Origin of the sequence: Streptomyces sp. MJM8645, from assembly GCF_001625365.1 — a bacterium.
Taxonomy (GTDB): domain Bacteria; phylum Actinomycetota; class Actinomycetes; order Streptomycetales; family Streptomycetaceae; genus Kitasatospora.
This window is the reverse complement of the sequence record NZ_LJJF01000001.1, coordinates 2852960-2872821: the sequence shown is the minus strand read 5'-3', so window position 1 is coordinate 2872821 and position 19862 is coordinate 2852960. Positions and strand designations below refer to the sequence as shown.

18 protein-coding genes are annotated in these 19862 nt (G+C 71.5%); all 18 read left to right on the top strand.

Going from position 1 to position 19862, the window contains the following annotated elements; all coding sequences use genetic code 11:
• Positions 1–1293 carry a homoserine dehydrogenase gene (locus A6F73_RS12165; RefSeq protein ID WP_063347817.1) on the top strand — a complete coding sequence of 431 codons (1293 nt, stop codon included), beginning with the start codon at positions 1–3 and terminating at the stop codon, positions 1291–1293.
• Positions 1294–1302: 9 nt separating this feature from the next.
• Positions 1303–2400, top strand: coding sequence for a threonine synthase (thrC, locus tag A6F73_RS12160; RefSeq protein ID WP_063347816.1), 1098 nt, complete (start codon positions 1303–1305; stop codon positions 2398–2400).
• Positions 2401–2761: 361 nt separating this feature from the next.
• Positions 2762–3700 (top strand): homoserine kinase, encoded by a 939-nt coding sequence (gene thrB, locus A6F73_RS12155; protein ID WP_063347815.1) that lies wholly within the window; start codon positions 2762–2764, stop codon positions 3698–3700.
• Between the two features lie 597 nt (positions 3701–4297).
• Positions 4298–6412 (top strand): transcription termination factor Rho, encoded by a 2115-nt coding sequence (gene rho, locus A6F73_RS12150; RefSeq protein WP_063347814.1) that lies wholly within the window; start codon positions 4298–4300, stop codon positions 6410–6412.
• Positions 6413–6550: 138 nt separating this feature from the next.
• A complete protein-coding gene (locus tag A6F73_RS12145; protein ID WP_063347813.1) occupies positions 6551–7651 on the top strand; it encodes an LCP family protein in 1101 nt (366 codons plus the stop codon).
• A 137-nt stretch (positions 7652–7788) separates the two neighbouring features.
• Positions 7789–8010, top strand: coding sequence for a 50S ribosomal protein L31 (gene rpmE, locus A6F73_RS12140; RefSeq protein WP_063347812.1), 222 nt, complete (start codon positions 7789–7791; stop codon positions 8008–8010).
• Positions 8011–8167: 157 nt separating this feature from the next.
• Positions 8168–9244, top strand: a complete 1077-nt coding sequence (prfA, locus tag A6F73_RS12135; protein WP_063347811.1) for a peptide chain release factor 1 — start codon at positions 8168–8170, stop codon at positions 9242–9244.
• 63 nt (positions 9245–9307) lie between these two features.
• Positions 9308–10174: a peptide chain release factor N(5)-glutamine methyltransferase gene (gene prmC, locus A6F73_RS12130; protein WP_063347810.1), complete on the top strand. Its 867-nt coding sequence runs from the start codon at positions 9308–9310 to the stop codon at positions 10172–10174.
• A gap of 94 nt (positions 10175–10268) precedes the next feature.
• Positions 10269–10916 carry an L-threonylcarbamoyladenylate synthase gene (locus A6F73_RS12125; protein ID WP_063347809.1) on the top strand — a complete coding sequence of 216 codons (648 nt, stop codon included), beginning with the start codon at positions 10269–10271 and terminating at the stop codon, positions 10914–10916.
• A gap of 32 nt (positions 10917–10948) precedes the next feature.
• Positions 10949–11590, top strand: coding sequence for a protein-tyrosine-phosphatase (locus tag A6F73_RS12120; RefSeq protein WP_063351136.1), 642 nt, complete (start codon positions 10949–10951; stop codon positions 11588–11590).
• A 193-nt stretch (positions 11591–11783) separates the two neighbouring features.
• Entirely contained in the window at positions 11784–13064 is a 1281-nt protein-coding gene (locus A6F73_RS12115; protein WP_063347808.1) for a serine hydroxymethyltransferase, read from the top strand.
• A gap of 174 nt (positions 13065–13238) precedes the next feature.
• A complete protein-coding gene (locus A6F73_RS12110) occupies positions 13239–14516 on the top strand; it encodes an MraY family glycosyltransferase (protein ID WP_063347807.1) in 1278 nt (425 codons plus the stop codon).
• A 302-nt stretch (positions 14517–14818) separates the two neighbouring features.
• Entirely contained in the window at positions 14819–15262 is a 444-nt protein-coding gene (locus tag A6F73_RS12105) for a hypothetical protein (protein ID WP_063347806.1), read from the top strand.
• 285 nt (positions 15263–15547) lie between these two features.
• Positions 15548–16363, top strand: a complete 816-nt coding sequence (atpB, locus tag A6F73_RS12100; RefSeq protein ID WP_063347805.1) for a F0F1 ATP synthase subunit A — start codon at positions 15548–15550, stop codon at positions 16361–16363.
• Positions 16364–16453: 90 nt separating this feature from the next.
• The gene (gene atpE / locus A6F73_RS12095) at positions 16454–16696 is read left to right on the top strand and encodes an ATP synthase F0 subunit C (RefSeq protein WP_030302757.1); all 243 of its coding nucleotides are present in this window, start codon (positions 16454–16456) and stop codon (positions 16694–16696) included.
• Positions 16697–16730: 34 nt separating this feature from the next.
• The gene (locus A6F73_RS12090) at positions 16731–17291 is read left to right on the top strand and encodes a F0F1 ATP synthase subunit B (protein WP_063347804.1); all 561 of its coding nucleotides are present in this window, start codon (positions 16731–16733) and stop codon (positions 17289–17291) included.
• Positions 17288–18103 (top strand): F0F1 ATP synthase subunit delta, encoded by an 816-nt coding sequence (locus A6F73_RS12085; RefSeq protein WP_063347803.1) that lies wholly within the window; start codon positions 17288–17290, stop codon positions 18101–18103. Before A6F73_RS12090 ends, A6F73_RS12085 begins: the two co-directional genes overlap by 4 nt.
• Before the next feature lie 159 nt (positions 18104–18262).
• Positions 18263–19837 carry a F0F1 ATP synthase subunit alpha gene (gene atpA, locus A6F73_RS12080; protein ID WP_063347802.1) on the top strand — a complete coding sequence of 525 codons (1575 nt, stop codon included), beginning with the start codon at positions 18263–18265 and terminating at the stop codon, positions 19835–19837.
• The last annotated feature ends 25 nt before the right edge of the window (positions 19838–19862 follow it).

The following is a 19862-nucleotide window of genomic DNA, read 5'->3' as shown; positions in this document are numbered from 1 at the left end:
ATGATGCGTACGCGCCCGCTGAAGGTGGCGTTGCTGGGTTGTGGTGTGGTGGGCTCCGAGGTGGCGCGCATCATGACGACGACGGCCGACGACCTCGCCGCGCGCATCGGTGCCCCGGTCGAGCTCGCCGGGATCGCGGTCCGCCGGGCCGGCCGGGTGCGTCCGGGCGTGCCCGAGCACCTGATCACCACCGACGCCGAGGCCCTGGTCAACCGGGGCGACATCGACGTGGTGGTCGAGGTCGTCGGCGGCATCGAGCCGTCCAAACACCTCATCCTGTCGGCGTTCGAGCGGGGCGCCTCGGTGGTCAGCGCCAACAAGGCGCTGCTCGCCAAGGACGGCACCGAGCTGCACGCCGCGGCCGCCGGGGCCGGGGTGGACCTGTACTACGAGGCCGCGGTGGCGGGCGCGATCCCGCTGCTGCGCCCGCTGCGCGAGTCCCTCGCGGGGGACAAGGTCAACCGGGTGCTGGGCATCGTCAACGGCACCACCAACTTCATCCTCGACAAGATGGACACCTCCGGCGCCGGCTACTCGGAGGCGCTGGAGGAGGCCACCGCGCTGGGCTACGCCGAGGCCGACCCGACGGCCGACGTCGAGGGCTTCGACGCCGCCGCCAAGGCCGCGATCCTGGCCGGCATCGCCTTCCACACCAAGGTCACCGCGGCGGACGTCTACCGCGAGGGCATCACCGAGGTGACCGCCGCCGACATCGCCTCCGCCAAGGAGATGGGCTGCGTGGTCAAGCTGCTCGCGATCTGCGAGCGGGCGGCGGACGGCGAGTCCGTCACCGCGCGGGTCCACCCGGCGATGATCCCGCTGTCGCACCCGCTGGCCTCCGTCCGCGAGGCGTACAACGCGGTGTTCGTCGAGGCCGAGGCGGCCGGCCGGCTGATGTTCTACGGCCCGGGCGCGGGCGGCTCGCCGACCGCCTCCGCGGTGCTCGGCGACCTGGTCGCGGTCTGTCGCAACAAGCTGGCCGGCGCCACCGGTCCCGGTGACTCGGTGTACACGCAGCTGCCCGCCAAGCCGATGGACGAGGTGGTCACCCGCTACCACGTCAGCCTGGACGTGGACGACCGTGCGGGTGTCCTCGCCCAGGTCGCGTCCGTCTTCGCGGAGCACGGCGTCTCCATCGACACCGTGCGCCAGCAGGGCCGCGACGGCGACGCCTCGCTCGTCGTGGTCACTCACCGTGCCACCGACGCCGCGCTGTCGGCGACGGTCGACAAGCTCCGCGCGCTGGACAGCGTGCGGGACGTGGCCAGCATCATGCGGGTCGAAGGGGAGTAAGGAACAGCCATGAACGCCGTTGCCGAGAACGTCGTCCGAGGCGCGCACACCCACCAGTGGCGCGGCCTGATCGAGGAGTACCGGGACCGCCTGCCGGTCACCGCGGCCACCCCGGTGGTCACCCTGCTGGAGGGCGGCACGCCGCTGGTCCCCGCCCAGGTGCTGTCCGAGCGCACCGGCTGCGAGGTCTACCTCAAGGTCGAGGGCGCCAACCCGACGGGCTCCTTCAAGGACCGCGGGATGACGATGGCCATCTCCAAGGCCAAGGAGGAGGGGGCGCAGGCCGTCATCTGCGCCTCCACCGGCAACACCTCGGCCTCCGCCGCCGCGTACGCGGTGCGGGCCGGGATGGTCTGCGCGGTGCTCGTCCCGCAGGGCAAGATCGCCCTCGGCAAGATGGGCCAGGCGCTGGTGCACGGCGCCAAGATCCTCCAGGTGGACGGGAACTTCGACGACTGCCTCACCCTCGCGCGTGAACTGTCCGAGAAGTACCCGGTGGCGCTGGTCAACTCGGTGAACCCGGTGCGGATCGAGGGCCAGAAGACCGCGGCCTTCGAGATCGTCGACATGCTCGGCGACGCCCCGGACATCCACGTCCTGCCGGTCGGCAACGCGGGCAACATCACCGCGTACTGGAAGGGCTACCGCGAGTACTCCGCCGACGGCCTGGCCACGCGCACCCCGCGGATGTGGGGCTTCCAGGCCTCCGGCTCGGCCCCGATCGTGGACGGCGCGCCGGTGCTCAAGCCGCAGACCATCGCCACCGCGATCCGGATCGGCAACCCCGCCTCCTGGGACTTCGCGCTCGCCGCGCGGGACGAGTCGGGCGGCCTCATCGACAAGGTGACGGATCGTCAGATCCTTTCCGCCTACCGGCTGTTGGCCGCGCAGGAGGGCGTCTTCGTGGAGCCCGCCTCGGCCGCCTCGGTGGCCGGCCTGCTGGCCAAGGCGGAGGCCGGCCTGGTCGACCCGGGTCAGCGCATCGTCTGCACCGTGACCGGCAACGGCCTCAAGGACCCGGACTGGGCGGTGGCCGGCGCACCGCAGCCGCAGATCGTCCCGATCGACCCGGAGGCGGCGGCGCAGCGCCTGGGCCTGCTGGACTGACCTGCCGTCGGGCCCCGCGGGCGCCCGACGCCTCGACGGGCCGACCCTTTCGGGGGTCGGCCCGTCGATGTTCTCCGGTGACACTTTTGTGTCAATTACGCCGCGCATTCCGATCCGATTCCGGTACGCATTCCGGCCAGAAGCGGCAACACACCAGATCGGAGGACCACGGGGTGTACCACTGGGGAACCTCTCTTCGATACTCTGGGTTCGGCCGTGTGGCACATGCCCCGGGTCCGGCCTTCTCCAGGCCGCGCCAACGACCGTGACCGCCCGCCCCGCCGGGGCCTGCGGTCCATTCCCCGCCTTCGCACCGACGACGCGATCCGCGCCGCCCGATTTCCCCAGGAGAGTCCACCGCATGGCCGGTCCCGCGTTCCGTGCCGCCGCCGTCCGGGTCCGGGTTCCCGCGACCAGCGCCAACCTCGGCCCGGGCTTCGACGCCTTCGGCCTCGCGCTGGGCCTGTACGACGACGTGGTCGTCCGGGTCGCCGACTCCGGGCTCTCCATCGACATCGCCGGCGAGGGCGCCGAGACGCTGCCCCGCGACGAGCGCCACCTGCTGGTCCGCTCGATGCGCGCCGCCTTCGACCGCCTCGGCGGCCAGCCGCGCGGCCTCGAAGTGGTCTGTGCCAACCGGATACCGCACGGCCGCGGCCTCGGCTCCTCCTCGGCCGCGATCTGCGCCGGCATCGTGGCCGCCCGCGCGGTCACCATCGGCGGCCCGTCCGCGCTGGACGACGACGCGCTGCTGGCCCTCGCCTCCGAGCTGGAGGGCCACCCCGACAACGTCGCGGCCTGCCTGCGCGGCAACTTCACCATCGCCTGGACGGACGAGGAGTCGGCCAAGGCGGTCAGCCTGGAGCCCTCCGACCAGGTCGTCCCGGTGGTGTTCGTCCCCGCCGACGAGGTGCTCACCGAGACCGCCCGCGGCCTGCTGCCGAAGACCGTCCCGCTGACCGACGCCGCCGTCAACGCCGGCCGCGCCGCGCTGCTGGTCGAGGCGCTGACCAGGCGGCCCGAGCTGCTGCTCGCCGCCACCGAGGACCGCCTGCACCAGGACTACCGCTCCTCCGCCATGCCCGACAGCGCCGCCCTGGTGGGCGCGCTGCGCGCGGAGGGCGTCCCCGCGGTGATCTCCGGGGCCGGCCCGACCGTCCTCGCGCTCACCGACGAGGCGGGCGCCGACAAGGTGCTCTCCTTCGCCGGGCACCACGGCCACGGCGGCGACCCGGCGTTCGCCGCGCACCGCCTGGAGCTCGACCGGATCGGGGCCACCGTGCTCCCGCTGGACGGCTGAACGGCCCGTCCGGGCTGCTCGTCCGGCCCGGCCCGGCCACCTGCCGAGCCGGGCCGTCCGGACACGATTGGCAAGCGCAAGGCTGGGGAATGTCTGAGGGGGTCGGTAGTGTTAACCTCATTGCTGCACCAGGTGCCCTCCGGGGCTCGGTGCGCCGCGTCCCGATCCCAGCACTCCACTGCCGTGGAGTCGCGGCGATGCACGGGGCGACGATTCTCCGGGAGCCCACCGCAGCGCGTACGCAGCCTGCCTGCGCGACACGCGGCCGCATCCCGAAGCCGTGACGGCACCTGACTCCCACTCGCGGCCTCCCACCTTGAGGCCAGGACGGGCGGAGCGCGGTCCACCGTCACGCGACGGGGGCCCGGGATTCGCAGGCAAGCGTGGGGGTACGCCCGGTCGGCACACGACCGACCGGCCCGCCGCGCCACTCAGCACCACCGTGCTTCACGCACCGCACCTCGCAGCTCTCCCTCGACCGGCTTCCGCCTTTCGGGGGATCACCGCCTCGGACCGACGCAGTCGAGCGTCGGTCAGGACAGCACAACCGGTCGCCGAGCCAGACAGGCCGACGTCCGCTCCAGGGAAGGACCCTTAGTGAGCGACTCCACCGATCTGATGGGCGCGCGCCAGGACGCCGAGGCGTCGGACGCAGCCGCCGCCCCCGCGACCCCGGCGCGGCGCCGCCGTACCGCCGCCGCTGGCCTGGACGGCATGGTCCTGGCCGAGCTGCAGAAGCTCGCCGGGGACCTGGGCATCACCGGTACCGGACGCATGCGCAAGAGCCAGCTGATCGAGACCATCAAGGAGAAGAGCGGCGGAGACCCGCTGCTCGCCGCCGGTGGTGCTCCGGCCGCCGCCACCAAGCGCACCGCCGCCAAGGCGGACGCCGCCGAGGCGCCGGCCGAGAAGCCGGCCCGTCGCACCAAGGCCGCCGCCGCTGCGGCCGCCGCGGCCCCGGCCGCCGCCGAGTCGCAGGCCCAGATCGAGATCCCGGTCCAGGCCGCCGCCGAGACCGCCGCGCCCGCCCGTGCCGAGCGCACCCGCCGCCGCGCCACCTCGGCCGCCGGCGCCCCGACCGCCGACGTCACGGCCGACGCCGCCGTCGTCGTGGCCGAGCCCAAGCAGGCCGAGACCCGCCAGGCCGAGACCCGCGCCTTCGAGGGCCGCGAGGAGGGCCGCACCGAGACCCGTCGCGACCGCCGGGACCGCCGGGACCGCAGCGACCGCCCGGAGCGGGCGGAGCGCCCCGAGCGCGCCGAGCGCCAGGACGGCGGCGAGGCCCAGGACGGCGACTCCCGCGAGTCGCGCCGCGACCGCCGCAACCGCCGCGAGCGCACCGACCGCCAGCCCCAGCAGGGCGGCGGCCAGCAGCAGGCCGCTCAGGGCGACGGCCAGCAGGCCCGCCAGGGCGGCCAGCAGACCCAGCAGCCGCAGATCCAGCAGGGCGGCTACGACGACGACGAGTTCGGTGACGGCCGCCGTGGCCGCCGTGGCCGCTACCGCGACCGCCGGGGCCGTGGCGCCCGCCGCGAGGGCTTCGAGGCCGGCCCCGCCGAGCCGCAGGTCGGCGAGGACGACGTCCTGATCCCGGTCGCGGGCATCCTCGACATCCTCGACAACTACGCGTTCGTGCGCACCTCCGGCTACCTGCCGGGCCAGAACGACGTCTACGTCTCGCTCGCCCAGGTCCGCAAGAACGGCCTGCGCAAGGGCGATGCCATCACCGGCGCGGTGCGCCAGCCCAAGGACGGCGAGCGCCGCGAGAAGTTCAACGCCATGGTGCGGCTGGACTCCGTCAACGGCATGGACCCGGAGAGCGGTCGCGGCCGCCCCGAGTTCAACAAGCTCACCCCGCTCTACCCGCAGGACCGGCTGCGCCTGGAGACCGAGGCGGGCATCCTGACCACCCGGATCATCGACCTGGTGTCGCCGATCGGCAAGGGCCAGCGCGGTCTGATCGTCGCGCCGCCGAAGACCGGCAAGACGATGGTGCTGCAGGCGGTCGCCAACGCGATCACCCACAACAACCCCGAGTGCCACCTGATGGTCGTCCTGGTCGACGAGCGTCCGGAAGAGGTCACCGACATGCAGCGGTCGGTGAAGGGCGAGGTCATCTCCTCGACCTTCGACCGCCCGGCCGAGGACCACACCACCGTCGCCGAGCTGGCCATCGAGCGCGCCAAGCGCCTGGTGGAGCTGGGCCACGACGTGGTCATCCTGCTGGACTCGATCACCCGCCTCGGCCGCGCCTACAACCTGGCGGCGCCGGCCTCCGGCCGCATCCTGTCCGGTGGTGTCGACTCGACCGCGCTGTACCCGCCGAAGAAGTTCTTCGGCGCCGCGCGCAACATCGAGAACGGCGGCTCGCTGACCATCCTGGCCACCGCGCTGGTCGAGACCGGCTCGCGCATGGACGAGGTGATCTTCGAGGAGTTCAAGGGCACCGGCAACATGGAGCTCAAGCTCGACCGCAAGCTCTCGGACAAGCGCATCTTCCCGGCCGTCGACGTGGACGCCTCCAGCACCCGCAAGGAGGAGATCCTGCTCGGCAGCGAGGAGTTGGCCATCGTCTGGAAGCTGCGCCGGGTGCTGCACGCGCTCGACTCGCAGCAGGCGATCGAGCTGCTCCTGGACAAGATGAAGCAGACCAAGAGCAACGCCGAGTTCCTGATGCAGATCGCCAAGACCACCCCCGGCTCCAACGACTGACCGTAGCCGGACGGTTGTCGCCCACCGAACCCCGGACCGCGCGAGCGGTCCGGGGTTCGGTGCGTCCACCCGGCTTTGTTCCAGAGTTGGGACATCTTGAGGCTTTTTGATCATCTTGTCCGTTTTACTCTGGACCGTATGGCCGAGCACAAGAGGGTCCTGACCCGCCGCCGCAAGATCCTGCGGGCGGCCGCCTGCGCGTTCGCCGCGCTCGTCGTCCTCGGCGCCGGAGCGGCCGGCTACGCGTACGTCAAACTCAACGGCAACATCAAGAGCGTCGACATCAACGCCCGCCTCGGCGACGCCCGCCCGCCGGCCGCCACCGACGGCTCGTTCAACGTCCTGGTGCTGGGCTCCGACTCGCGCAACGGCGAGAACGGCGACCTGGCCGGCGGCGACACCGGCGACACCGCCCGCTCGGACACCGCGATGGTGCTGCACGTCAACCAGGACCACTCGCACGCCGAGGTCGTCTCGATCCCGCGCGACACCCTGGTCACCCGGCCCGACTGCACCGACGCCGGCGGCAAGGCGGTGGCCGGCGCCAAGCGCGCGATGTACAACAGCGCCTTCGAGGCCGGCGGCGCGGCCTGCGCGGTCAAGACCACCGAGCAGCTCACCGGGCTGCGGATGGACCACTACGTGCAGATCGACTTCGCCGGCTTCGCCCGCGTCGTGGACGCGATAGGCGGGGCCACCGTGAGCACCACGGTGGCCATCCACGACAAGGACAGCGGGCTCGACCTGGCACCGGGCGAGCACCACCTCGACGGACAGCAGTCGCTGGCCTTCGTCCGCACCCGGCACGGCGTCGGCGACGGCAGCGACCTCGGCCGGATCGAACTCCAGAAGCAGATGGTGAAGTCGCTGCTCCAGCAGGCCGGCGGGATCGGGCTGTTCTCCAACCCGGTCAAGCTCTGGTCGGTCGGCGACACCATGACCCGCAGCATCACCACCGACTCCGCGCTGGGCTCGGTGAACGCCCTGGTGGGGCTCGTCCAGGAGCTCAAGGGGATCGGGCCGGACCAGCTCGGCATGGTGACCCTGCCGGTGGTGACCGCGCCCAGCGACCCCAACCGGGTGGTCGAGCAGCAGCCGCAGGCGGACCAGCTCTGGGCGGCCCTCAAGGCCGACCAGCCGGTCCCGCAGGCGATCGTCTCGGCGCAGCCCGAGAACCCCGCCCAGGCCGCCCCCACGGCCGCCCCCACGGCCCCGGCGAAGGCTCCCGCCCGGCGCTGAGCTGCGCCCGGAATATCCCGGAACACGACCCGGTTTGGGAAGATGCGGCCGGTCCTGGCAGACTGGTCCGTCGGTCCCGGTTCACGTGCGGCGCTCCCGCCGCCGACCCGGTGCCCTCCCGAACCTAGGAGAACCCCTTGAAGCCCAACGTTCACCCCCAGTACGTGGTCACCCGTGTGACCTGCACCTGCGGTGCCGAGTTCACGACCCGCTCGACCGAGGCCAGTGGCGAGATCCGCGCCGAGGTCTGCTCGCAGTGCCACCCGTTCTACACCGGCAAGCAGAAGATCCTCGACACCGGTGGCCGCGTGGCCCGCTTCGAGGCCCGCTTCGGCAAGCAGCACAGCGCGAAGGCCTAGCGCTCCCACGGCGCCGGTTCCCGGTGCCCCCGTACTCGTTCCGGGGGCGCTGGGGGCCGGCGCCGTTCGCATCCCCCCAGCACCCCCTCCAGCGGTTCGCACCACCGGCCGGTTCCCACCGGCTCCCAACGGTTCTCACGGGAAGAAGGCCCACTCCATGTTCGAGGCAGTCGAAGAGCTCCTCGTCGAGCACGCCGACCTCGAGAAGAGGCTGGCCGACCCGTCCGTCCACGCCGACCAGGCCAACGCTCGCAAGCTGGCCAAGCGGTACGCCGAGCTGACCCCGATCACCCGGGTCTACCGGCAGTGGCGACAGGCCGGCGAGGACATCGAGGCCGCGCGCGAACTCGCCGCCGAGGAACCGGAGTTCCTCGCCGAGGTGAAGGAGGGCGAGCAGCGCCGCGAGGGGCTGACCGAGGAGCTGCGGCTGCTGCTCGTGCCGCGCGACCCGAGCGACGACAAGGACGTCATCCTGGAGATCAAGGCGGGTGAGGGCGGCGAGGAGTCCGCGCTGTTCGCCGGCGACCTGCTCCGGATGTACCTGCGCTTCGCCGAGCGGATCGGCTGGAAGACCGAGATCATCGACGCCAACGAGTCCGACCTCGGCGGCTACAAGGACGTCTCGGTGGCCGTGAAGACCAAGGGCAACGCCGAGGCCGGGCAGGGCGTCTGGGCCCGGCTGAAGTACGAGGGCGGCGTGCACCGCGTGCAGCGCGTCCCCGCCACCGAGTCCCAGGGCCGCATCCACACCTCCGCGGCGGGCGTGCTGGTCACCCCCGAGGCGGAGGAGGTCGAGGTCGAGATCGTCGCCAACGACCTGCGGATCGACGTCTACCGTTCGTCCGGCCCCGGCGGCCAGTCGGTCAACACCACCGACTCCGCGGTCCGGATCACCCACCTGCCGACCGGTATCGTGGCGTCCTGCCAGAACGAGAAGAGCCAGCTGCAGAACAAGGAGCAGGCGATGCGCATCCTGCGGTCGCGCCTGTTGGCCGCCGCGCAGGAGGAGGCCGAGCGCGAGGCCTCGGACGCGCGTCGCAGCCAGGTCCGTACGGTGGACCGCTCCGAGCGGATCCGGACGTACAACTACCCGGAGAACCGCATCTCGGACCACCGCACGGGGTTCAAGTCGTACAACCTGGACCAGGTCCTGGACGGCGAACTGAACGCGGTGATCCAGTCCTGCGTCGACGCGGACGCGGCGGCCAAGCTCGCCTCGGCCCAACAGAACTGAGACCGGCGCGCCCCAGCCCGAGCGACGGCGCGAGCCGGAGCGCAGAAACAAGAGGTCGTACGGATGAACCTGCTGCTCGCCGAGGTGGCCCAGGCCACCCAGCGGTTGGCCGCGGCCGGCGTGCCGTCGCCGCGCTTCGACGCGGAGGAACTCGCCGCCTACGTCCACAACGTCAAGCGCAGCCAGCTGCACTCGGTGAAGGACGCCGACTTCGACGCCCGCTACTGGGAGGCCGTCTCCCGCCGCGAGGCGCGCGAACCGCTCCAGCACATCACCGGGCGGGCGTTCTTCCGCTACCTCGAACTGGAGGTCGGCCCCGGGGTGTTCGTGCCCCGGCCGGAGACCGAGACGGTCGTCGAGTGGGCCATAGACGCCGTCCGCGACATGGACGTGGCCGAGCCGCTGGTCGTCGACCTGTGCTCCGGCTCCGGCGCCATCGCGCTCGCCCTGGCCCAGGAGCTGCCGCGCTCGACCGTGCACGCCTTCGAACTCGACGAGGGCGCGCTGCAGTACACCCGGCGCAACATCGAGGCCAGCCCCGACCGCGCCCGGGTCACCCTGCACGCCGGTGACGCCACCCGGGCCTTCGCCGACGACCGCTCCTGGGACGGCCGCTTCGACCTGGTGATCTCCAACCCGCCGTACATCCCGCTCACCGAGTGGGAGTACGTCGCCCCGGAGGCCCGCGACCACGACCCGCAGATGTCGCTGTTCTCCGGCGAGGACGGCCTGGACACCATCCGCGGCATCGAGCGGGTGGCCGCCCGGCTGCTGCGCCCCGGCGGCGCGGTGGTGATCGAGCACGCCGACCAGCAGGGCGGGCAGGTCCCGTGGATCTTCAACGAGGAACGCGGCTGGACGGACACCGCCGACCACCGCGACCTGAACAACCGACCGCGCTTCACGACAGCCCGCAGGGCGTCGTTGTGACCAGCCGGGCCGCGGCCGCGCCGCTCGCCCGGCCGCGCCGTGAAGACCGTGCTGTGAACGCTGTGATGAGCCATTCCGGAAGGGGACCGCACCGATGAGCCGCCGTTACGACTGTGCCGACGCCGGGGACCGCGCCACCGGCCTGCGCGAGGCCGCCTCGGCCATTCGCCGGGGCGAACTCGTCGTGCTGCCCACCGACACCCTGTACGGGGTCGGCGCGGACGCCTTCTCGCCGGAGGCCGTCGGCGACCTGCTGGCCGCCAAGGGCCGCGGCCGCAACATGCCCTCGCCCGTGCTGGTCGGCTCGCCGACCACCCTGCACGGCCTGGTCACCGACTTCTCCGAGCAGGCCTGGGAGCTGGTCGACGCGTTCTGGCCGGGCGGGCTCACCCTGGTCGCCAAGCACCAGCCCTCGCTGCGCTGGGACCTGGGCGAGACCCGCGGCACCGTCGCCGTCCGGATGCCGCTGCACCCGGTCGCCATCGAGCTGCTGAACGCCACCGGCCCGCTGGCCGTCTCCAGCGCCAACAAGACCGGTGGCCCGTCCCCGGCCACCTGCGACGAGGCGCAGGCGCAGCTCGGCGACGCCATCTCGGTCTACCTGGACGGCGGACAGGCGGACCACGCGACCGCCTCGTCCATCGTCGACGTCACGGGCAAGGTCCCGGTCCTGCTGCGGGCGGGCGCGATCAGCGTCGAGCAGCTGAGGGAGGTCGTCCCCGACCTGGAGGCCGGCAGTTGACGCCCATCGCCTCGCTCCATGCCGGGCCCGGCATAGCGCCGTACCTGAGTGTGGGCCCCAGGCCGCTGGACCACTTCCGGATCCTGTTCGTCTGCACCGGCAACATCTGCCGCTCGCCGATCGCCGAGCGGCTCACCCGGCGTGAGCTGGACACCCGGCTCAGCCCCCGGGTGGCCGGTCGGATCCTGGTGGAGAGCGCCGGCACCTGGGGCCACGTGGGCGCGCCGATGGAGGACCACGCCGTGACCGTCCTGGACGAGTACGGCGCGGACAGCGGCGGCTTCACCGGCCGCGAGCTGCTGGACGAGCACGTGGTCGAGGCCGACCTGGTGCTCACCGCGACCCTGGACCACCGCGCCCAGGTCATCTCGATGGGCCACGAGGCGGGGCTGCGCACCTTCACCCTGAAGGAGTTCACCCGCCTGGTGCGGACGATCGACCCGGGCACCCTGCCCGACCCGCGCCGCGGCGCCGACGTCACCGAGCGCGCCCGCGCCCTGGTCCGGGCGGCCGCCGCGCTGCGCGGCTGGCTGCTCGCCGCCACCCCAGAGTCCGACGAACTGGACGACCCGTACGGGGCCCCGATCGGCATGTTCCGCAACTGCGGCGAGGAGATATTCCACGCGGTCGACCCGGTGGTCACCGCGCTCACCGGCGTGCCCGCGCTGCGCTGACCGCCCGCGCCGCGAGCGGCCCGGAGGCCCCCCGGCGGCCCCCCCCGGAGACCAGGGGACGGCCCGCGGCGGCCGAGCGCCGAATGGCCCCGCGCCGACGAGCCGCCCGGCCCGGCCGGTCCTACGCTGGAGGAACCCACCCTTCCCGGCCCCCACGCCGGGAGGCGCCCCCACGCCGCCCCGGAGCCCCGCCATGACCGTCACCGACGCCCCGACCGGCCCGACCGCGACCAGAGGGCGCCCGTGGGCCTCCGAGGCACTGCACCGGGCCGATCCGCAGGTGGCCGACCTGCTGGCGGCCGAGGCCGAGCGGCGGGCCGAGACGGTCCAGCTGCTGGCGGGGGAGAACCTGACCTCCCCGGCCGTCCTGGCGGCGCTGAGCGGGCCGCTGATCGACAAGTACGCCGAGGGCTACCCGGGCCGCCGGCACCACACCGGCTGCGCCCTCGCGGACGCCGCCGAGCTGCTGGCGATCGACCGGGCCCGTGAGCTGTTCGCCGCCCCGCACGCCAACGTCCAGCCCCGGTCGGCGACTTCGGCGATGCTGGCGGCGTACGCGGCGCTGCTGCGGCCCGGCGACGGGGTGCTGGCGATGTCGCTGGAGCACGGCGGCCACCTCAGCTGCGGCTCGCGGGCGAACTTCTCCGGCCGCTGGTTCGCCTTCACCGGGTACGGGGTGCGCGAGGCCGACGGCCTGATCGACCTCGACCAGGTGCGCGACCTGGCCCGCGAGCACCGCCCGAAGGCGATCGTGGCGGGCTCGATCTCGCACCCCCGGCACCCGGACTGGGCCGCCTTCCGGGAGATCGCCGACGAGGTGGACGCCTACCTGATCGCCTCGGTCGCCCAGACCGCCGGCCTGGTCGCGGCCGGCGTGGCGCCCTCCCCGGTGCCGTACGCGGACGTCACCGTGGCGGCCACCCACAAGCTGCTGCGCGGCCCGCGCGGGGGCCTGCTGCTGTCCACCGCGGAGCTGGCCGAGCGGATCGACCGGGCGGTGTTCCCGTTCAGCCAGGGCGGGGCGGCGATGAACGAGGTGGCCGGCAAGGCGGTGGCACTGGCCGAGGCGGCGACGCCCGGCTACCGGGCGTACGCGCAGCGGACGGTGGACGGGGCGCGGGTGCTGGCGACAGGGCTCGCGGCGGCCGGGATGCGCCTGCTGACCGGCGGCACCGACACCCACCTGGTGACGGCGGACGTGAGCCCGCTGGGCGTCACCGGCGCGGAGGCCGAGCGGCGCTGCGCCGTGGCCGGACTGCTGCTCGGCAAGTGCGCGCTGCCCTTCGACCCGGCTCCGGCGGCCGAGGCCTCCGGGATCCGGCTGGGCACCGGCACGGTGACCAGCCAGGGGATGGGCGAGGCGGAACTCGCCGAGCTCGCCGGGCTGATCGCTCAGGCGCTCGCCGGGGGCACGGGCGCGCGGGTGGCGAACCGGGTCCGGGAGCTGGCCCTGTCCTTCGCCGACCGACGGTGACGAGGGCGTCGTCGACGGATATTCGGATCTCCTACCCGGGAGAGCGAACCGCGATGCGTGCCTTGAGCGTCCGACTCAATAAGGTGTGGGGCGTGGCGACGCACCTCGAACCCCGGGAACGCAGGGGAGTACCTTCGGTACCTCCCCGTTGGACAGTGACGCAGGAGGCCGGTGGTGCGTGAGTATCTGCTGGTGCTGTTCTGCACCGCCGCCGTCACCTACCTGTTGACCGGCCCGGTCCGGAAGTTCGCCATCGCGGCCGGCGCCATGCCGCCGGTCCGCGCCCGGGACGTGCACCGCGAGCCGACGCCGCGGCTCGGCGGGATCGCCATGTTCGGCGGGCTGTGCGCGGGCATCCTGGTCGCCTCGCAACTGGACAACCTGAGCAAGGTGTTCTCGCAGGGCACCGACATCCGCGCGCTGCTGTCCGGCGCCGGGATCATGTGGCTGCTCGGGGTGCTCGACGACAAGTGGGGCGTGGACGCGCTGGTGAAGCTCGGCGGCCAGATGATCGCCGCCGGTGTGATGGTCTGGCAGGGCGTCACGGTGATCACCCTCCCGGTGCCCGGTGTCGGCGCGGTCGCGGTGAGCCCCACCCAGGGCATGGTCATCTCGGTCACCCTGGTCGTCGTCATGGTCAACGCGGTGAACTTCATCGACGGCCTGGACGGCCTGGCGGGCGGCATGGTCTGCATCGCCGCGATGGCGTTCTTCCTGTACAGCTACCGGCTCTGGTACGGCTACACGATCACCGACGCGGCGCCCGCGGTGCTGTTCAGCGTGCTGCTGATCGGCATGTGCCTGGGCTTCCTGGCGCACAACATGCACCCCGCGCGGATCTTCATGGGCGACTCCGGCTCGATGATGCTGGGCCTGATGCTGGCCGTGGCCGCGATCTCCATCACCGGCCGCGTCGACCCGGACCTGATCAGCAGCGAGACCGGTTCGCAGACCGCGACCGTGCACGCCCTGGTGCCGATCTACATCCCGCTGCTGCTGCCGCTGACGGTCATCGCGCTGCCGCTGGCGGACCTGCTGCTCGCGGTGGTGCGCCGCACCTGGGCCGGCCAGTCGCCGTTCGCCGCGGACAAGCGCCACCTGCACCACCGGCTGCTCCAGGTCGGGCACTCGCACAGCCGTGCGGTCCTGATCATGTACTTCTGGGCCGCGCTGATCGCCTTCGGCACGGTGGCCTTCTCGGTCACCAACACCGGCCGCACGGTGGTGCTGACGCTCGCCGGGCTCTGCCTGGTCGGCCTGGTGGTGCTGCTGACGCCGCAGTTCCGGCCGCGCGCGCCGAAGGCGGTGCAGGCCTTCGTCCCGCCGCGCTACCGGCGCCGTCCGCCCGCCCCCATGGCCGAACTGTCGGCAAAGGACAAGCAACTTCTCGGTGAAGCCGACCGGGGAGCCTCCGCGCTCGACGACCACGGCCGGACCACCGGACGCCGCTAGCAAGGCAGTTGATGTTCCGTCAAATGGGCTCACCCGTTCGGCTGTACCGTTGCGCCGTCGGTGTGACAGGTGCCACACATTCATGGTAAAGCTCTCATCAAATAGTTTGTGATACCGTTCACGAGTACCGAGAACACGCCGAAAGACCTGACAGGTGGAGGACTTCCGTCCCTGGTCGGTCTCCCTCGACGGGCCCGCCGCTCCAGCGGGCGGCCCGGGCGGCGGCCTCTCGGTCCGGTGTCACCCACCACCTTCTGTGCCCCGTCCCCCCGTCTCATCGACATGCCGCCGGAGCTGCCGACATGCCGTCCACCGACGCCCGGATCCTCCGAGGCGCCGCGATTCCCACTGCGGCCGCCGGGATCATCGCCATGGCGATCTCGTTCGCCGTCGCCGGCGGGAAGGGGCTGCTCGGCGCCCTCTTCGGCGCGCTGCTGGTGATGGCCTTCTTCAGTTCCGGCCAGGTCGCGCTCGACCGCCTGACCAGGTCGAACCCGCAGATCATGATGGCCGCGGCGCTCCTGGTGTACACCACGCAGATCCTGCTGGTCGGCATCGTCCTGGCCGTCTTCAAGGACACCGGGCTCTTCAACCGGCAGGCCTTCGCCTTCACGCTGCTCGGCTGCGCGCTGATCTGGACGGGGTTCCAGGTGCGTGGCGCGCTGAAGGCCAAGACCTTCTACGTCGACCCCGACGCCTCGGAAAAGAAGGGTGACAAGCCTTCCGACTCGGGGCGTCAACAGTGACGAGGCCCGACTGTCCCCCCAACGAGGGGGGCGGTGTTTATGCCGCACTGACGGACTGCTATCGTCCGTCGCAACAACGGAGTACGGGAAGCGGCCAGGTCTGTCCGAACAGCGGACGGATCGCCCCCCGAATCCGCGCAGTCTTCGATGATCCCGCTGTGGTGCGGCGCACCGGCGCGCGGGATCCGCGAGAAACCCATCAAGTTTCAGTGCCGCTCCGTGGCCGCAGGCCACGCCGACACACCGAGGTTGCCGTAACCATGCGTCACGACGAAGGAGTCCGTGGTGAGTGCTGATCAGCTCACGTTCCTCGCCTCAGGCAGTTGCCACTTCGGGGACGCTGGCTGCGGCTTCCCGGCCCCGGGTCTGAACGAGTTCCAGTTCAAGCCGATCTTCTCGATCGGCAGCATCGAGTTCAACAAGCCGATGCTGCTGTCGGTCATCGTTGCGCTCCTGGTCGTCGTCTTCTTCTGGGCCGCCTTCGCCAAGCCGCGCCTGGTCCCCGGCAAGCTGCAGCTGGTCGGCGAGATCGGCTACGACTTCGTCAAGCGCTCCATCGTGCTGGAGACGATCGGCAAGAAGGGCGAGAAGTACGTCCCGATGCTCGTCTCGATGTTCTTCTTCATCTGGTTGATGAACATCATGTCGATCATCCCGTTCGCACAGTTCCCCGTGACGGCGGCGATCGCGTTCCCGGCCGGCCTCGCGGCGGTCGTGTGGATCACCTACATGACGCTGACCTTCAAGAAGCACGGCTTCGTCGGCGGTCTCAAGAACCTCTGCTGGCCCTCGGGCATCCCCGGCTGGGTCATGTTCATCCTGGTGCCGATCGAGTTCTTCTCGAACATCTTCGTGCGCCCCTTCACGCTCGCGGTCCGAGCCTTCGCGAACATGTTCGCGGGCCACCTGCTGGTCGTGATGTTCTCCGTTGCCTCCTGGTACCTGCTCAGCCCGACCCTGGGTGCGCTCTACGGCTCGGCCTCGTTCGTCGTCGCCGTCGGCCTGACCGCCTTCGAGCTGCTGGTCCAGTTCCTGCAGGCCTACATCTTCGTGATGCTCGCCAGCAGCTACATCGCCGGTGCCCTCGAAGAGGCGCACTGAGCCAGGGGGCCCCGGCCCTCCTGAACCACTCCCGGAACGCCCGGTGGCCAATCACCACCGGTACACCATCCCCGCAAAGGACACACTGCAATGAGCATGCTCGCTGAGGTCGGCGTCTACGGTTCCGTCGCTTCGATCGGTTACGGCCTCGCCGCGATCGGCCCCGGCATCGGTGTCGGTCTCATCTTCGGTAACGGTGTGCAGGCGATGGCCCGCCAGCCCGAGGCTGCCGGCCTGATCCGCTCCAACATGTTCATCGGCTTCGCGCTGACCGAGGCGCTCGCCCTCATCGGCATCGTCATGCCGTTCGTCTTCGGCCAGGGCCCCAAGTAATCCCCGGCGTAGACCCTTCGAGGAAGGTCCAGATATGAGCGTCGTGGCTCAGCTTGCGGAGACGGAGGAGATCATGAATCCTCTCCTGCCCGCGTGGCCCGAGATCATCATCGGCCTGCTCTGCTTCTTCATCGTCTTCGGCCTGCTCGGCAAGAAGCTCCTCCCCAGCATCGAGAAGGTGCTGTCGGAGCGTCGGGACGCCATCGAAGGCGGCATGGAGCGCGCCGAGGCCGCCCAGGCCGAGGCCCAGGCCCTGCTTGAGCAGTACCGCGCCGAGCTCGCCGAGGCGCGTCACGAGGCTGCCCGCATCGTCGAGCAGGCTCGCGAGCAGGGCGCTGCCCAGCTCACCGAGATGCGCGAGGAGGGCCAGCGTCAGCGCGAGGCCATCGTCGCCGCCGGCCACGCGCAGATCGAGGCCGACAAGAAGCAGGCGACCGCCGTCCTGCGCCAGGACGTGGGTTCGCTGGCCTCCCAGCTGGCTTCCCGCATCGTGGGTGAGTCCCTTGAGGACAGCGCTCGGCAGAGCGGCGTGATCGACCGTTTCCTGGACGAGCTGGAGGCCAAGGCCGCCGTTGCTCAGGGTGCGGCCAAGTGATCGGCGCCAGCCGCGAGGCCCTCGCCGCCGGCCGGCAGAACCTGGAGAGCCTGACCGACTCCACCTCGGTGGACGCGGCCAAGCTCGCCGAGGAGCTCACCGCCGTCACGGCCGTGCTGGACCGTGAGGTGTCGCTGCGCCGTGTCCTGACCGACCCGTCCCGGTCGGGTCAGGACAAGGCCCAGCTGGTCTCCTCGCTGCTGACCGGTCAGGTCTCCGGCGAGACCGTCGACCTCGTCTCCGGTCTGGTCCGCTCCCGCTGGTCGGGCTCGCGCGACCTGGTGGACGGGACCGAGGAGCTGGCCGCGTACGCCGAGGTCATCGCGGCGGACAGGGCAGGCGCCCTGGACGACGTCGAGGACGAGCTGTTCCGGTTCAGCCGGGTGGTGAGCGGCTCGCACGAGCTGCGCGCCGCGCTGACCGAGCCGAAGGCCGGCATCGCCCCGAAGGCCGCGCTGATCAACAAGCTGCTCGGCGGCCGCGCCCACGCGGGCACCGTCCGGCTGGTCACGGCCATCGTCAACGCGCCGCGTGGCCGTAGCCTGGAGCAGGGCCTGGAGTCCTACTCGAAGCTCGCCGCCGCGCGCCGCGGCCGCGTGGTGGCCCTGGTCACCACCGCGGTGCCGCTGTCGGACACCCAGAAGGAGCGCCTGTCCGGTGCTCTGGCCCGGATGTACGGCCGCCAGGTCCACCTGAACATCGACGTCGACCCCGAGGTCGTCGGCGGTGTCCGGGTGCAGGTCGGCGACGAGATCATCGACGGCACCGTGTCGAGCCGCCTCGAAGGCGCTCGCCAGTCGCTCGAAGGCTGAGCACCGAAGCAGCAGCACATCCGACCCTCGGTCGGGAAACCGGCTCCCCAAGGAGCCGGCACATCGGACGGCCGGTTCGGCAGACCCGGCCGAGAGTCGAATACTTGCGGCCCTCAATGGCGGGCCGAGGATCGCAAACTAGGAGAGCAGGGAAGCCTGATGGCGGAGCTTACGATCCGTCCGGAGGAGATCCGGGACGCGCTGGCCGACTTTGTCCAGTCGTACCAGCCGGACGCCGCTTCTGTGGAAGAGGTCGGCACGGTCACTGACGCGGCGGACGGCATCGCGCATGTCGAGGGCCTGCCCTCGGTCATGGCGAACGAGCTGCTGAGGTTCGAGGACGGCACGCTCGGCCTCGCGCTGAACCTCGACACCCGCGAGATCGGTGTCGTCATCCTCGGCGAGTTCGGTGGCATCGAAGAGGGCCAGACCGTGCGCCGCACCGGCGAGGTCCTCTCGGTTCCGGTCGGCGACGGCTACCTCGGCCGCGTCGTGGACCCGCTGGGCAACCCGATCGACGGTCTGGGTGACATCGCCTCCACCGGCCGTCGTGCCCTGGAGCTGCAGGCCCCCGGCGTCATGGCCCGCAAGTCGGTCAAGCAGCCGCTGCAGACCGGCATCAAGGCCATCGACTCGATGACCCCGATCGGCCGTGGCCAGCGTCAGCTGATCATCGGTGACCGCCAGACCGGCAAGACCGCGGTGGCCGTCGACACGATCATCAACCAGCGCGACAACTGGCGCTCGGGCGACCCGGAGAAGCAGGTCCGCTGCATCTACGTCGCCGTGGGCCAGAAGGGCTCCACCATCGCGTCCGTCCGCGGCGCCCTGGAGGAGGCCGGCGCGCTGGAGTACACCACCATCGTGGCCGCTCCCGCCTCCGACCCGGCCGGCTTCAAGTACCTCGCCCCGTACACCGGTTCGGCCATCGGCCAGGAGTGGATGTACGACGGCAAGCACGTCCTGATCATCTTTGACGACCTGTCGAAGCAGGCCGAGGCCTACCGCTCCGTGTCGCTGCTGCTGCGCCGTCCGCCGGGCCGCGAGGCCTACCCGGGCGACGTCTTCTACCTGCACTCCCGCCTGCTGGAGCGCTGCGCCAAGCTGAACGACGCCCTGGGCGGCGGCTCGATGACCGGTCTGCCGATCATCGAGACCAAGGCCAACGACGTCTCGGCGTACATCCCGACCAACGTCATCTCCATCACCGACGGCCAGTGCTTCCTGGAGTCCGACCTGTTCAACGCCGGCATCCGCCCGGCCGTGAACGTCGGCATCTCGGTCTCCCGCGTCGGTGGCTCCGCCCAGATCAAGGCCATGCGCTCGGTCGCCGGCCGTCTGCGTCTGGACCTCGCCCAGTACCGTGAGCTGGAGGCCTTCGCCGGCTTCGGTTCCGACCTGGACGCGGCCTCCAAGGCCCAGCTGGCGCGTGGTGCACGCATGGTCGAGCTGCTGAAGCAGGGCCAGTACCAGCCGTTCCCGGTCGAGGAGCAGGTCGTCTCCATCTGGGCCGGCACCACCGGCAAGCTGGACGACGTCCCGGTCGCCGAGATCCGCCGCTTCGAGCGCGAGTTCCTGGACCACGTGCGCCTCCAGCACAAGGACCTGCTCGCGGGCATCGTCGAGACCGGTCTGCTCGCCGAGGGCACCGTCGACGCGCTGACCACGGCCATCGACGCCTTCAAGCAGGGGTACCAGACCGCCGACGGCAAGCTGCTCTCCGAGCAGGCCTGAGTCCGGTAGCGAGGGAAAGGACGTA